General features: G+C 37.6%; 17 protein-coding genes and 1 tRNA gene. 16 read left to right on the plus strand and 2 right to left on the minus strand.

The features are described from left to right. Nucleotides 1-719 precede the first annotated feature (719 nt). From BM141_RS17705 to BM141_RS17730, 6 genes are all read left to right on the plus strand, one after another. Nucleotides 720-911 (plus strand): hypothetical protein, encoded by a 192-nt coding sequence (locus BM141_RS17705; RefSeq protein ID WP_091548807.1) that lies wholly within the window; start codon nt 720-722, stop codon nt 909-911. 45 nt (nt 912-956) lie between these two features. Next, on the plus strand, nt 957-1,178 hold the full coding sequence (locus BM141_RS17710) for a hypothetical protein (RefSeq protein WP_091548808.1): 222 nt from the start codon (nt 957-959) through the stop codon (nt 1,176-1,178). A 679-nt stretch (nt 1,179-1,857) separates the two neighbouring features. Further along, the gene (locus tag BM141_RS17720; protein WP_091548810.1) at nt 1,858-2,517 is read left to right on the plus strand and encodes a hypothetical protein; all 660 of its coding nucleotides are present in this window, start codon (nt 1,858-1,860) and stop codon (nt 2,515-2,517) included. A gap of 25 nt (nt 2,518-2,542) precedes the next feature. Further along, on the plus strand, nt 2,543-3,043 hold the full coding sequence (locus BM141_RS17725; protein ID WP_177217437.1) for a peroxiredoxin family protein: 501 nt from the start codon (nt 2,543-2,545) through the stop codon (nt 3,041-3,043). Nucleotides 3,044-3,205: 162 nt separating this feature from the next. Further along, nucleotides 3,206-3,376: a hypothetical protein gene (locus BM141_RS23075; RefSeq protein ID WP_177217438.1), complete on the plus strand. Its 171-nt coding sequence runs from the start codon at nt 3,206-3,208 to the stop codon at nt 3,374-3,376. Between the two features lie 72 nt (nt 3,377-3,448). Then, nucleotides 3,449-3,943 carry a hypothetical protein gene (locus tag BM141_RS17730; RefSeq protein WP_143090977.1) on the plus strand — a complete coding sequence of 165 codons (495 nt, stop codon included), beginning with the start codon at nt 3,449-3,451 and terminating at the stop codon, nt 3,941-3,943. A gap of 194 nt (nt 3,944-4,137) precedes the next feature. Here the strand turns inward: BM141_RS17730 and tnpC are convergent, their stop codons facing one another. Together tnpC and BM141_RS17740 are read right to left on the minus strand one after the other, a co-directional pair. Next, nucleotides 4,138-5,247: an IS66 family transposase gene (gene tnpC, locus BM141_RS17735; protein WP_091548813.1), complete on the minus strand. Its 1,110-nt coding sequence runs from the start codon at nt 5,245-5,247 to the stop codon at nt 4,138-4,140. Beyond that, nucleotides 5,225-5,563, minus strand: coding sequence for a DUF6444 domain-containing protein (locus BM141_RS17740; RefSeq protein ID WP_091548814.1), 339 nt, complete (start codon nt 5,561-5,563; stop codon nt 5,225-5,227). Before BM141_RS17740 ends, tnpC begins: the two co-directional genes overlap by 23 nt. Before the next feature lie 77 nt (nt 5,564-5,640). Between BM141_RS17740 and crcB the strand changes: the two genes are divergently transcribed. From crcB to argB, 10 genes are all read left to right on the plus strand, one after another. After that, a complete protein-coding gene (gene crcB / locus BM141_RS17745; protein ID WP_143090978.1) occupies nt 5,641-6,015 on the plus strand; it encodes a fluoride efflux transporter CrcB in 375 nt (124 codons plus the stop codon). A 124-nt stretch (nt 6,016-6,139) separates the two neighbouring features. Next, the gene (locus tag BM141_RS17750; protein ID WP_091548816.1) at nt 6,140-7,390 is read left to right on the plus strand and encodes an aminotransferase class I/II-fold pyridoxal phosphate-dependent enzyme; all 1,251 of its coding nucleotides are present in this window, start codon (nt 6,140-6,142) and stop codon (nt 7,388-7,390) included. Between the two features lie 35 nt (nt 7,391-7,425). Further along, nucleotides 7,426-7,833 carry a DoxX family protein gene (locus BM141_RS17755; protein ID WP_091548817.1) on the plus strand — a complete coding sequence of 136 codons (408 nt, stop codon included), beginning with the start codon at nt 7,426-7,428 and terminating at the stop codon, nt 7,831-7,833. Next, nucleotides 7,830-8,591 carry a sulfite exporter TauE/SafE family protein gene (locus BM141_RS17760; protein ID WP_091548818.1) on the plus strand — a complete coding sequence of 254 codons (762 nt, stop codon included), beginning with the start codon at nt 7,830-7,832 and terminating at the stop codon, nt 8,589-8,591. Before BM141_RS17755 ends, BM141_RS17760 begins: the two co-directional genes overlap by 4 nt. A gap of 112 nt (nt 8,592-8,703) precedes the next feature. Then, nucleotides 8,704-8,907, plus strand: a complete 204-nt coding sequence (locus BM141_RS22630) for a hypothetical protein (RefSeq protein WP_143090979.1) — start codon at nt 8,704-8,706, stop codon at nt 8,905-8,907. A gap of 51 nt (nt 8,908-8,958) precedes the next feature. Further along, entirely contained in the window at nt 8,959-10,302 is a 1,344-nt protein-coding gene (locus BM141_RS17765; protein WP_091548819.1) for a dihydroorotase, read from the plus strand. 53 nt (nt 10,303-10,355) lie between these two features. Further along, nucleotides 10,356-10,431 (plus strand) — tRNA-His (locus BM141_RS17770). A 177-nt stretch (nt 10,432-10,608) separates the two neighbouring features. Then, nucleotides 10,609-11,367, plus strand: coding sequence for a YoaK family protein (locus BM141_RS17775; protein ID WP_091548820.1), 759 nt, complete (start codon nt 10,609-10,611; stop codon nt 11,365-11,367). A 160-nt stretch (nt 11,368-11,527) separates the two neighbouring features. Beyond that, the gene (locus BM141_RS17780; RefSeq protein WP_091548821.1) at nt 11,528-12,211 is read left to right on the plus strand and encodes a porin family protein; all 684 of its coding nucleotides are present in this window, start codon (nt 11,528-11,530) and stop codon (nt 12,209-12,211) included. Between the two features lie 225 nt (nt 12,212-12,436). Further along, on the plus strand, nt 12,437-13,225 hold the full coding sequence (gene argB / locus BM141_RS17785; protein ID WP_091548822.1) for an acetylglutamate kinase: 789 nt from the start codon (nt 12,437-12,439) through the stop codon (nt 13,223-13,225). Nucleotides 13,226-13,227 lie beyond the last annotated feature (2 nt).

The following is a 13,227-nucleotide window of genomic DNA, read 5'->3' on the forward strand; positions in this document are numbered from 1 at the left end:
CAAGAGTTAGAAACTTATTTTATTAACCAGATTGAAACTATATAATTTTTCAAAACTTTTAACTATGCTAATAGTCTAAGAAGTTGTTTGAGTTAATTTTCTGAGTCCGTAGGACTGCTATATTTGTAGAACTTTATGAAATGATTAGTAAAAAAACTCTGTAGGAGTGGAATATGACAGTCCTACTATTAGACCTGTTTGCTTAATTGAAAATGAATATACTCAATCAAAAGTGGTTTTGAAATTTTCTTTACTCCAAAGTCCCTGTTCTCTGACACTTTCCGTGTAAAACTTATGTAAGCAATGGACTTTCATCTGCCCTTGACTAACACCGAAGGTGTGCTATTTTGGTAGAAAATAATGCATATACCCACATAAAACTGCGTAGCAGTGGCATATTTCACGCCTACGGCGTTGCGGGTGGGTTGGGTTTACTCTTTTCTACCAAGATGACAGCCCTACGGGCTTAGAGTTAGATGTAGTATTGTTTATTGGCTAACTCCACAAAAAGTGTTAGAGAACCCAAGTCCCTTTCTTTAGCAAGAGAAAGGGATTGAAAAATCATTTTATTTTGAGTATAATTACCAATGACGAATAAAAAATTTTTTTCCCTCAGTCCGATAATATCGGACTGCTGCGATTTATGTTTGCTACTGTAAATCGCGATTTGCAAGAATGTAAAAAAATTATTGTTCAACATTTAAAACCTTTGTAAAATTATGAAAAATTTAAGTTTGAATGAGATGGAACAAATTCAAGGGGGAGCTCCTGAATTCTGGGATTGGGCAGTTGGGGCTCATTGTGGGGCAGCAGTTCTTTTTGCAGCATTTCCTGCTACCGCTCCATTAGCATTTCTTAATGCTGGTGCTTGTTTTATTGGAGTGATGGGTTATGTAACAGGTAATATGTAACATTTAATTTTTTTATTATTAACCAAATCCAAATGTCTAAAAATTATGGAAAAATTATCTTTATATCAAATGACTGAAATAAAAGGAGGTAGCCTTACAGATGTAGGTGATATTGCTTGTGCTGTTGTAGGGGTAGGAGATGGAGTTATTGGTATATTAGCTGCTCGTGCCGTACTTACTGTAACTCCTGCTGGTGCTACTATATTAGGAGTTGCTGGCATTGCATGTGGTGCTTATGCTATAAGCCGAATAGCTGGTTGGCTATAATATAAATGTGGTGAATGTAAAACTACCTAATGTATGTAATTAGGTAGTTTTATGAATGTTAATTAAAAACTTAAAACCTTTGTACTATGATACGATTAGTTTTCATTAGTTTAATGTTTATATCTTTGATTTTTTCTATTAACTTTTTTTATAGCCTAATTTTCAAGAATAGTCCAAGTTCCATTGATTGGCTTTTATTTCTTTTAAGCGCAATGTACTACGGCTTTTATTTTTTGTTTATGGCTTTTAATAAGAAGAAATTTGATGAGTTGATTCTCAATAAAAGAGATAAATAAGTTGTTCCTAATAGTTGGTTTTAAGTAGTTCTAAGACTTGAACTAAATTCAGTCTTAGAACTTGATTTAATATTTTTATTGATAACTAAATGATTTTTATTTTTATGAATTACAAAATATTGTTTGCATCGATATCAATTTTTATTTGCATAGTCTTAATAGTCATACACATATTCATACAACCCATAAGCAAATATATGATGGGAATGGTTTATTTCCTCAATGCTATTAGTATTGGCTATATCACTTATATTAATTATCACATATATAAGAAAAATTCCAGTTTTTAATGAAGCCCTAAAATCTCACATGAAGCAGTTTTTAGTCAAAGAAGATAATAATATCAATTTAAGCTGGTTAGGTTAAAATTTTAAGAAAATTGTATGAATCTCTTACATTCTACCTTTATCAATACAGACAAGCGTTGGGCTTTTGTCTTTATCTGCTTGCTGAGTGGCTTGCTTACCTACTTGGCGCAGTCTTTTTTTGTTACAGAGGAGTTATTTTACTATTCTTTGGGTGAGCAGGTAGCGATAGAACGTTTTGAAAAGCTATGGGCAGAGTCGCAAAGGTGGCAGTGGGTAACTTACCTTATCTTGCCTATTTTGTACTTGGTCAAGTTTACTTTGGTGAGTTTCTGCATAGTTACAGGTGCGCTATTGGCAAATGTGAAGATTGGTTTTAAGCGGGTGTTTCAGGTGGTTTTGGTGGCGGAGGCAGTATTTTTTCTCCCTATTATCCTGCGTTTAGCTTGGTTTACTTTTGTACAGACCGACTATACTTTGTCAGATTTGCAGTATTTTATGCCACTTTCCCTTGCCAATCTTTTTGATGTGAAGCATTTAGAAATTTGGTGGGTTTATCCTTTTCAGTTGGCAAACCTATTTGAGGTAGCGTATTGGCTTTTGCTTGCCTACGGCTTGCACCTGCATACGCAGAAGGAGTACGAAAGTATGCTTCGTTTGGTGCTAAGTAGCTATGGCAGTGGGCTGTTGCTTTGGGTGGTGCTGGTGATGTTTTTGAATGTCAATTTTAGCCACTAATTTCACCAATTTGCACGAATTTTTTATGAGAAAGTATGTCATTTTATGCTTCATTCTGAGCCTTGCTTTGGGAGGTTTTTACCTGATAAACAAGAAGGCAGAGGAAAAAGCGCAAGCAAAAGAGAAAATACAAACTATGCCTGACTTTGAGTTTTTGGCATTGGATAGTACGGTTTTTTCTGTTGCTGATTTGGCGGGGAGAAAGACAATTTTGGTCTATTTTAATTCCACTTGCGAGCATTGTCAGTACGAGGCAAGTGAGATAAGCAAGCAGATAGATAAATTTAGCAATGTGAATTTGCTCTTTGTATCAGAGCAAAACTTAGCGGAAATTCGTACTTTTTCTGAAAGATATAGCTTAGATAAGCAGGAAAATATCAAGTTTCTCAAAGCCCCAGATAATGGTTTTTACAAGGTTTTTGGCAGTAATCCCATTCCAAGCATTTTTATCTATAATACTAAAAAACAATTAGTTAAAAACTATAAAGGGGAAACGAAGGTGGAATTGCTAATGATGAATGATTAATCTGGAATTAGGAATCTGGAATGAAAGACAAATACAACAATCAAAATTTTTTTTCCCTCAGTCCGATATTATCGGACTCCTACGCTTTATGTTTGCTCTTGTAAATCGCGCGGCTTACAAAAATTAAACACATTGTTCAACTTTTAAAACAAATTTAAAACTATGAAAAAGTTAAGTTTGAATGAGATGGCGGCTGTGAATGGGGGGCTAATGCACCCAACAGGTAATTCGTATGTAGATTGTATGAGAAGTAAAGCTATCATTGCATTTAATCCTTGGCTGGTAGGGTTCTATTTGGCATCCAATATAATTTATTGTGCTGTTACAACATAATCATTTTCATTAAGATACTGTTTGACCTTTGTAACAGTATCTCAATTTTACAAAATAGACTTCAATATATCTATGACAAACAAAGAATTCTGGATTAATTATGCATATCAGTTAGTACAAAACAAAGAAGCCGTTATAGAGTCAAGTAACGATACCCTTACCATTTGCCTACATGGCGTTAATAATATCCTAATTAACTTTGTATTTTTAGAAGATAATCTCATAGATATTTTGTTTTCTGAGGAGAATAGTATCGTAAATATTTCATATAGAATCTTTTATCAATTTACAGACCCATTAATAAGTAAAACTCATTGTAGCTTAATTACTAAATTTTTAGAAATTCCTTTATTAAAAGAGTGGAGGCAAGTAGATTATTTATTTGAAGATAGGTTGTATAAGTCAGAAATTTTTGTAGGCGAGGGTACGAGAACATTTTATCAATATAAACCAAAATACATTTCTTTTTTTTTCAAATTAAAGATATGGTTTTATGAATCTTATACCCTCGGCACGTTAATACAACCCTTAAAAACTCAAGTAGAGAAAAACATCAAGCCTGCTTAAATAAATTATGCAAATGAGATAAAAAAACTGAAAACTTTTTCCCTCAGTCCGATATTATCAGACTGCTGCGACTTATGTTTGCTACTGTAAATCAGTTGGATGGCAACCCGTCAGACGGACGCTGGCTTGCATTCATTTAAAACACATTGTTCAGTATTTAAAAACAACTTAAAATTATGAAAAAATGTAACTATTTAGGTAGTCTCTAATTGCACATTGATTTTTGCATTGATATTAAGCAGTGTTTGGAATAGGTTTAGCCCCTGTTTTCTGAGCGTAGTCATCACTCCTTGCAAGCGTACAAATATTTCTGCCCCGCGCAGGGTTCTGAAACACATCGCCGCCTTTTGCTTGATTTTAATGCCCCGAATAGCTTGTTCTGCCATATTGTTGGTAAAAGGGACTTCCTTGACGCAGGCAAAAGCAAGCAACTCCGTCTGGTAAGTTGTCAAACGGTTCAAAAGATTCCTACCTTTGCTATTTTTGGGTCTGCCCCTTGCTGTTTTTTCAGGAGGCGGTTCTTCTCGGTCTGCTTGCTGGCAAATAGCTTCATAGTGCGCTTTCCAAGCCTCAAAGTTCTCCACTACTGCCTTTCCTTGCTGGCTGGCTTGGTAAAGGGCTAAGAAGCAAGCACTCATCTTGGCTGCCCACTGACTACCTTGCTCGCTGAGGGCTTTTAATTCTTGTAACAGATGCGCATGGCAAAGGGCGTGTTTACAAGTATCAAAGCTAAAATAGCTTGACCAGCAATCATGAACCACATAGCCACGCATGAAAGGTAACAAAGACGCTGCACTTTCCAATGCCTCTTTCCCCCTTTTGCTATGCACAAACAGATAACACCCTAACTCATTACAAACCGTATGAAACCAATGTAACTCTCCTGCCACACCCCCTCCCGTCTCATCGGCATGCACCACTGCCGATGATTGCAAGCCTGTTTTAATCTGAACTTCTATCTCTGCACTTCGCTCATATAAACCCTCATTGGCATTGACTATCGTCCCCTCATTCAAAGCATACCCATACATATCGTAAAAACACTGACTTATTTTTTGATAAGGCAAGCGATAGTCCACATTCAACAGGCTCATAAAGGTCTTGGCTCGCAGACCATACTGAACAGGGGCGGATACCTCCTCTGGAAAACGACCACAATGTACCTGACCACAGCAAAGCCTACAACTAATCCTATGCGCTATCACCTCTAAGCGTGGCTCGGGTATATCAAACACTTGACGATAAGTAGGCAATAACTCATATGCCTCTTGCTCACTAAACTTAACCACTACATCGCTCAGCATGATGCACTACCACTTTATCGGCTTTATCTACCTGCTCTAAGGTCTTTCCTTGATGACCTATCTGTCCCCCCTGTCGTTTGACTGCTTCTTTGGGCAAGGCGGCTACGATTTTCTTTTTCTTGTACCCATCGCTACTTGGAGGCTTGTGGCTATTGCCAGAGTGCATGCCCAAACGCCTGCGTAACTCAGCATTCTCGGCTTTTAATTGGGTATTCTCCAAGCGGAGTTTACTATTATCTTCTTTCAAAACCGATAACTTGCCAAGCACCTCCAGCAGTAACTTTTGTAATTCCTCTATGGTATTGGGTAATTTCATGGCAGAAATATACAAACTTTTTCTTACTTTTGAAAGTACCTAAATAGTTACAAAAATTGACAAGTCATTTTATAGTTATGTATAAAGAATTCTTAGCTGTATTTTTAGGGGGCGGAGTAGGAAGCTGTTTGCGTTATGCTATCTCTTCGTGGCTTAATCCTCTCTCCTCTTTTCTTCCTTTTGGCACGCTCTCTGCCAATGCTCTTGCTTGCTTTATTCTGGGCATGGTGGCATATTTTTTTCAACATAAACTACTTCATAGTGAGTTACTTAGGCTATTTATCATGGTTGGGGTGTGTGGTGGATTCAGTACTTTTTCTACTTTTAGCAGCGAATTGTGGAGTTTCTGGAAAAACGAGCAGTGGCTAAGTCTATTGACATACATGTTGATGAGCCTACTGCTCTGTCATTCCTTTTTACTCTTAGGTATGTTTGTAGCCAAAAATCTATAAATCAGCACAGTAAAAATTATTTCATTTCATAGCTTCATTTTTTAATAATGTATTAAATTTGCAAAATTTTTTTGCGAATTTTCAAAATTTGTACTGATTTCTAACCACTTAAATAGATTTTTCAATGACTGATTTATTTGATAAGCTACAACTAAATAGCAACTTGATGGGGCAGCATGCTGATAGGGCATACGGTTATTACATGTTTCCAAGATTGGAAGGCGAGATAGGTCCTCACATGAGGTTCAGAGGTAGAGAGGTGTTGGTTTGGAGTTTGAATAACTACTTAGGTTTGGCAAACCACCCAGAAGTGCGAAAAACCGATGCAGAAGCCGCAGCCAAATATGGTTTAGCTTATCCGATGGGGGCGAGAATGATGTCAGGCAATTCTTTTATTTTGGAAGAGTTTGAACGTCAGCTATCTGAGTTTGTAGGCAAGGAAGATACCGTAGTAGTAAATTATGGCTATCAGGGCATTATGTCAGCGATTGATTCTATTTTAGACAGGAAAGATGTAGTGGTGTATGATTCTGAATGCCATGCTTGTATCATTGACGGCTTGCGTATGCACATAGGGAAGCGTTTTCGCTTTGAACATAATGATATAGAGTCTTGCGAAGACCGCCTGCAAAAAGCTACCAGAATCGTAGAAGAAACAGGAGGAGCGATTTTAGTCATTACTGAAGGGGTCTTTGGAATGTTAGGCGACCAAGGCAAGCTAAAAGAAATAGTAGATTTAAAGAAAAAGTATAAGTTTCGCCTTTTAGTAGATGACGCACATGGTTTTGGAACTATGGGCAAGACTGGCGCGGGGGTAGGCGAGGAGCAGGGAGTTCAGGACGAGATAGATATTTACTTCTCTACTTTTGCTAAGTCTATGGCGAGTATTGGAGGCTTTTTGTCAGGACCTAAGAAAGTCATAGACTTTTTGCGGTACAATATGCGTTCTCAAATTTTTGCTAAAACCTTACCTATGCCTTTGGTAATTGGCAATATGAAACGCTTGGAACTTATGCGTAAACACCCTGAGTATAAAGACAAACTTTGGGAAATCACTCATGCCTTACAAAATGGATTGAGGTCAAAAGGATTTAACATTGGTGTTACAAATACACCTGTAACGCCTGTATTTATGCAAGGTGGAGTACCTGAGGCAGGAAACTTGATAGTAGATTTGAGAGAAAATTTCGGAATTTTCTGTTCTATGGTTGTCTATCCTGTTGTACCTAAAGATGTGATTTTGTTGAGATTAATACCTACTGCGGCACACTCCTTAGAAGATGTAGAACGTACTATCCATGCTTTTGAAGCTATCAAGGATAAACTCATGGCGGGAGAGTATGCTTCCAGAGAGTTAGCAAATATGGCAGGCTAAGCAAAACAATCATTACACTTATCTTTGAAAATAAGATGAATATTTTGTTAAAAAATATTCCAATAGGACAAGCTCAAGTGCTTGCTACCCTAAGGATAATCATTGGGCTATTCCTCATTTACCACGGGCAGGAAGTTTTCCAAGCCAAGTTGATACAGGAATATGCTCAATGGGAGGCTTTTAAAGGCATGAATGGAACTTTGATGGTCTATCTTGGCAAAGGAGCGGAGTTTGTAGCAGGAGTTTTATTACTTTTGGGTTTGCTTACTCGCATAGGTGCGTTGATATGTGTAGGGACTTTTCTGTATATTACCTTTTTCATAGGAGGGGGTAAGTTTTGGTATCAAGACCAGCATCCTTTTATGTTTGCCTTGTTTGGCTTACTTTTCTTTTTTACAGGTGCGGGGATATGGAGTTTGGACAATATTCTTTTTAAGAAATGAGTGTCGAGTTAGTAGCCTCAGCTTTTTCGCTGTTCTTATTAGTAGCTTTTTTGTATGCTACCGTAGGTCATGCAGGGGCTTCGGGATACTTGGCTGTGATGGCACTGCTCTCTTTTCCTGTAACAAGCATCAAGTCTATTTCATTGATTCTCAATATTGTAGTAGCTTCTATTGCTTCTTATAAATACATTAAAGCAGGTTATTTTGATAAGAAAATATTTCTTACTTTTGCTGTTTCTTCTATACCTGCTGCTTTTATAGGTGGGCGGCTTCTCATAGACCCACAAATTTTCAAGTTGATGGCAGGAATATTTTTAATTGCTTCTTCCATTTTACTTATCGCAAAAAAATATTTTTCTAAACAAATAGACTTAGAAAAACCTGTTCCTTTATGGCTTGGCTTAGGTTTAGGAGGAGTGATTGGCTTGCTCTCTGGCATGATAGGCGTAGGAGGGGGAATCTTTCTTTCTCCTTTGATGATATTGCTCAACTGGACAAGTGTGAGAAAAGCCTCTGGAATATCCGCTTTATTTATTTTGTGTAACTCTGTCATAGGTCTAACAGGGCATTTGTCTGCGGTAGGCACATTGGAGAAAACTGTTGTCTTATGGATAGTTGCAGTAACTATTGGAGGTTTTTTGGGTGCGCATCTTGGCAGTTCTACTAAAAGCAAAGGAAGTCTTAGCGAGCAGGTCATTGTAGCCTTTTTATTTCTTGTACTTTTCTCCGCAGGAATTAAGTTTGTTTTTATAGATTAAACTCAAACCTAAATTATTACGGCTTCACTACTCGACTTGGCAATAAATTTGTTAAAAATAAGCAAGTTATATCACATAAAAGAATACATACTCCTCAGAAAAATCAATACTTATGACAAAAAGATTTCCTATTCTCATTTTGATTATTTGCTTGCTACTCGTCTTTACTATGCCTGCTTGTAAAAAGCAAAAATGTCCGACCTATATGACCAAAGAAGAAATAGAAGAAATGCACAAAAAGCTCATAGAAGCTAAAATAAAGCCCGTCAAACGCGATAAAAGAGGCTTAGTAAAAAAGAAAAATCCCAATTTATAGCCTTTCTCCTGAAAATTTGTGTAATTGCTGGCATAAAACTTCTTAGAATTTATGTCCACTATACTTATCAGAAATGCCCAAATCGTTAATGAAGGAAAAATTTTTACGGGCGATGTTTTAGTAAAAAATGGAAGGATTGAAAAAATAGCTTCTTCCATTTCACAAGAAAGTAATCACTTGGAAATCAATGCGGAGGGGCAATACCTGCTACCGGGCGTAATAGACGACCAAGTACATTTCCGCGAACCGGGACTTACTCACAAAGCCACGATACAAACCGAAGCCAAAGCCGCAGTAGCCGGAGGCACGACTACCTTTATGGAAATGCCTAATACTGTGCCTAATGCACTTACTCAGGAACTTTTAGAAGACAAGTATCAGATAGCCTCCCAAACTTCTCTGGCAAACTATTCCTTTTTTATGGGAGCATCTAACGATAACTTGGCAGAAGTCTTGAAAACCAACCCGCAAAACGTCTGTGGCATCAAGATTTTCATGGGCTCTTCTACTGGCAATATGTTGGTAGATAATCCCCAAACCTTAGAAGCCATTTTTAGTCAAAGCCCCATGCTGATAGCTACTCACTGCGAAGATGAAGCTACTATCAGGGCAAACTCTGCCGTTTACAAGGAAAAATACGGTGATGCTGTCCCTTTTTCTGCGCACCCCGAAATCAGAAACGAAGAAGCCTGTCTTTTGTCTTCAACTTTAGCGGTAAATTTGGCAAAAAAACACCATACGCGTTTGCATATCTTGCACATTTCTACCGCTGATGAGATAGCACTTTTTGACAATACAATACCTTTAAAAGACAAAAGAATCACCTCAGAAGCCTGCGTACACCATCTTTGGTTTGATAAAAGTGATTATGAAAAATTGGGAAGTCAAATCAAATGCAATCCTGCTATCAAAGCAGCACACCATAAAAAAGCGATTTTAGAAGCAATATTAAGCGATAAAATAGATGTCATTGCTACCGACCACGCCCCCCATACTTGGGAAGAAAAGCAAAATAATTATTGGAAAGCCCCATCTGGCTTGCCTTTGGTGCAGCACTCTTTGAATATCATGTTGGAGTTTTACCGACAAGGGAAAATTAGTTTGGAAAAAATCGTAGAAAAAATGAGCCACGCCGTAGCTACTTGCTTCCAAATCAGAGAGCGAGGTTTCATCAGAGAAGGCTATTGGGCTGATTTAGCGATAGTTGATTTAGCACAGACCACAGAAGTAAAAAAGGGAAACCTGCACTACAAATGTGCTTGGTCGCCTTTTGAAGGGCAAGTTTTTAACTCAAAAGTCCTCTATACCATTGTTTCAGGAAACTTAATTTATGCCAATGGTGTTTTCAACGAAACAATAAAAGGAGAAAGAATTTTATTTGATAGAAATATTTGATAAGAAGTATTGCAAAAAAACAAAAACGTTTCGTATATTTGCAGTCCCAAAATGGAGATTGTAGCTCAGTTGGTTAGAGCGCCAGATTGTGGCTCTGGAGGCCGTGGGTTCGAATCCCATCTCTCTCCCAGTGTGAATCACTTGAACCCTAAAGGCTTTTATACCCTTTAGGGTTTTCAAATACGTACATTATACGTTTTTTGCAAACTAATTTTTATATTGCTTTAAAAGTAAAATCTTTACCTTCAATTTTACCCCCTCTTTTTTTAATTTGCTCTTTCAACTATTTATCAATCCCTATCCAATATGTTTCAACAAATTGGTCAGAAAAAGAGGTTTATTCACGATTTAGGGTTAGCCGCCTTGCTTGCTATGGTCGCTGGTAGCGTCAATGTAGCGAGCTTCTTTGCTTTTGAGGTACTTACTACCAACGTAACAGGACACGTAGCGAGTTTAGCAAGTGAAATCGTAGCCAAGCGTTGGCAGTGGGCGATGGTCAAGGTACTTTGGATGGTAATGTTTTTCTTAGGTGCTTTCTTTTCTGGACTGATGATAGAAATAGTTGGTAGGCGTTATCCTCGCTTTTCCCATACCGTTCCTTTGGCTGTTGAGTTGGGCTTGCTTATTTTTGTAACCTATCATGGTACTCACTATTACGACTATAGCCAAGAACTGATACAGTTATTGGCGGGTAGTCTGCTATTTGCTATGGGGCTGCAAAATGCTATGGTAACAATGGTTTCTGGCTCCGTAGTCCGCACTACGCACCTGACGGGTCTTTTTACCGATATTGGCATAGAAGGAGCAAAACTCATGGTTGGCTTTAAAGACCCAAAAGAAAAACAAAAAATGCGAGACAAATTTACTTTACATATCATCATTGTTGCTTCTTTTTTGTTGGGTGGGACTATCGGAGGCTTTTTGTATGCCAACTATCTTTTTATTTCTTTCTTATTCCCTATATTCCTTATTGTGCTTGCCGCTTCTTATGACATTGCTTACAGCAAGCTTCACTCTGCTAAGCAGAAAAACAAGACCAAGACTTTAGAAAAATTAAGTGCCTAAGTTTTGCTAAAATCTTACGCTAATCTTATTTGTACTTTTATCTTGTGAAAATTAAAATTAACTTTGAAAGGTTAATTACGTATAACACTTAGTATTAGAAAGCATTTTTCCATTTAACTATTTATTTTTCAAGAGATTAAAAACTTAAAAAACAACAGTCATGATGAAAAAAATTGCATTTGTGGTAGTATTTCTTTTAGTGAGCAAACTCACCTTTGCCCAAGAGGTTCGCTTTGGAGTGCGTCTTAGCCCTATTCTTGCCTTCTCATCTATCAGCGATAAAGACAAAAATGCCGTTAGTGGACTTACTAAAAGTTCACGAGTTGGCTTTGCGGGGGGATTAATGGCTACCTATCAGTTTGCGGAAAAGTTTGGCATTCACTCTGGGCTAAATATTGTTTTAAAAGGATTTGAATACGAAGGAGCTTTTCCTGCGGGAAGTACCAGACAAACTACTAAGGTAAACTTAACTACCGTAGAAATTCCCTTAGCCCTACACATGAGAACCAACGAAATATCTAATGGATTGCGTATCAGAGGTTTATTTGGTGGCTCTTTTAATATTTTGGCTTCTTCCAAAACTGACATTACCTCCGCAGGTGCAACGCCTTTCTCTACTAAAAAAAGCGACGGTATTTACAAACTTGTTCCTGACTTCCTCTTTGGTGCAGGGGTAGAATGGAGTTTGAGAGATGCAGGCATGATAGACTTAGGTTTTCGCTTTAACCTTCCCCTGTTTTTAGCCACAGACCGCATTTCTACGGTTAGTAACAATACCATTAGTAACACAGAAGGAAGAATCAAAGTCAGCTATCTTTCCTTAGACCTTGGATATTATTTTTAACTGATATAATTAATTACTTCAAATGTTTAACTCCACCTGACAAGTTTTCGCAAACTTGTCAGGTTTAAAAAATTGTTTGGGTATGACTTCGTAGGTTTGATTCAATAGAGTTCTTGCGAAAGTACCTATTTCCCCTCTCAGAAGGAGAGGGGGCAGGGTTGAGGCGATAAAAAAACGCTTTCGCAAGAAGTCTAATAATACATAAAAAACACTTCATCAATCTTTGTGGAAAAGCTATACATAGTTAAAATAGGAGGAAATGTCATTGACAACAATGAAAAACTGCATCTCTTTCTAAAAAATTTTACCCTTTTGAAAGAGAAAAAAATCCTGATTCATGGAGGCGGAAAAATCGCCACTCAAGTAGCTGATAAGTTGGGGTTGGAGGTAAAAATGCACAACGGGAGGCGAATTACCGACCAAGCTATGCTGGAAGTAGTGCAAATGGTGTACGGGGGGCTGGTGAATAAAAATATTGTCAGTATGTTGCAAGCTCTGGGCTGCAATGCAGTAGGGCTTACAGGTGCAGATTTGAACGTTGTTAGGGCAGTAAAACGTCCCGTCAAAGATATTGACTACGGTTTTGTGGGCGATGTAACGCAGGTAAATCAAAAAGCACTTTCCGACTTATTGGAAAATGATTGTGTGCCTATTCTCGCTCCACTTACTCACGATGGTAAAGGCAATATGCTGAACACCAATGCAGATACGATTGCTTCTGAAACGGCTACAGCTATGTCTTCTGCTTACCAAACTCATCTCTTGTACTGCTTTGAGAAAAAGGGAGTACTCAAAGATGTGAACGATGAGAGTTCAGTGATTACATCACTTAATGAAAAAAATTATGCAGAATACCTCGCTCAAAATGTCATATTTGCAGGCATGATTCCTAAGTTAGACAATGCGTTTTCTGCCTTGAAAAAAGGAGTAAGAGAAGTAGTAATTTTAGAAGCAGACAATTTGCAAAATATAGAAAATCAATATTTTATTGGAACAAGAATTACTTTACAATAATT

Source organism: Thermoflexibacter ruber (genome assembly GCF_900113045.1).
Lineage (GTDB): Bacteria > Bacteroidota > Bacteroidia > Cytophagales > Thermoflexibacteraceae > Thermoflexibacter > Thermoflexibacter ruber.